This window comes from Kitasatospora sp. NPDC093558 (assembly GCF_040683475.1).
In the GTDB taxonomy this organism is placed as follows: Bacteria; Actinomycetota; Actinomycetes; order Streptomycetales; family Streptomycetaceae; genus Kitasatospora.
In genome coordinates this window covers 1-1,025 of the sequence record NZ_JBFBDY010001413.1, presented here as the reverse complement: position 1 = coordinate 1,025, position 1,025 = coordinate 1, and the positions used below count along the sequence as shown (strand labels likewise).

Sequence of the window (1,025 nt, the reverse complement as noted above, 5' to 3'; positions counted from 1 at the left end):
GGTCGGCTGGCCGCCGCCGTCACGCCCGTGCCGTCAGTGCCGGACTGGAGCGCACTGGCGGCCGTCTCGGCCGGAAGACCGACGGACCGTGAGGGCACTCAGCCGGATTCCGGCGAACTGCGGACCTTTCTGGCGGACCGGCTGCCGTCGGCGATGGTGCCCGAGCGGATCGTCCTCCTGCCGGCGCTGCCGCTGACGCCCAACGGCAAGATCGACCGGGCTGCCCTGCGTAGCACCCTCACCGCCCATGACGTTCACGGCGCCGTGCCGGTCACCGCGCCCGCCGGTGAGATCGAGCGTCGCGCCGCCGCAGCCTGGTCGGAGATCCTGGGAGTGCCCGAAGTCGGCCGTGAGCACGACTTCTTCGCCCTCGGCGGTGACTCCCTGCTGGCCACGCGGCTGGTCGGACGGCTGCGCGCGGACGGCTTCGCGGACGTCAAGCTCGCCCAGCTGTTCGCCCACCCCGAGCTCGCCGACTTCGCCGCGACCCTGCGGCTCGATCACAGCGCCCGGTCCAGTGCCGTCCTGGCGGCCGATCCGGAACACCGGCTGGACCCCTTCCCGCTCACCGATGTCCAGCGGGCCTACTGGCTCGGCCGGGGCGAGGACTTCACCCTCGGCGGCACCGGCTGCCACTTCTACCGCGAGTACGACGTACCCGACCTCGACCTCGCCCGACTGGAGGCCGCCGTCGACCGTCTCGTGCGGCGCCACGAGATGCTGCGCGCCGTTGTCGACGAGAGCGGGGAACAGCGGATCCTGGCCGACGTCCCGCCTTACCGCATCGCCGTCACCGAGGCCGGTCCGGACCCCGAGGCCGCGTTCCAGGAGCTCCGCGACACCGCCTCCCACCAGCTGTTCGACCCGGCGAGCTGGCCGCTGTTCGCCATCCGCGCCGTCCGCGCGGGCGACCGCACTCGGCTGGGCATCGGCATGGACAACATCGTCCTCGACGCCCTGAGCATCCTCACCTGCTACACCGAACTCGGCCTCCTCTACGACGACCTGGACGCCGAGCTGCCGCC

1 protein-coding gene is annotated in these 1,025 nt (G+C 72.5%); it reads left to right on the top strand.

Annotation, left to right across the window (positions count from 1 at the left end; genetic code table 11):
• Positions 1–27: 27 nt before the first annotated feature.
• A partial coding sequence (locus tag AB0O00_RS41420; protein WP_363659819.1) for a phosphopantetheine-binding protein occupies positions 28–1,025 on the top strand: 998 nt, incomplete at its 3' end.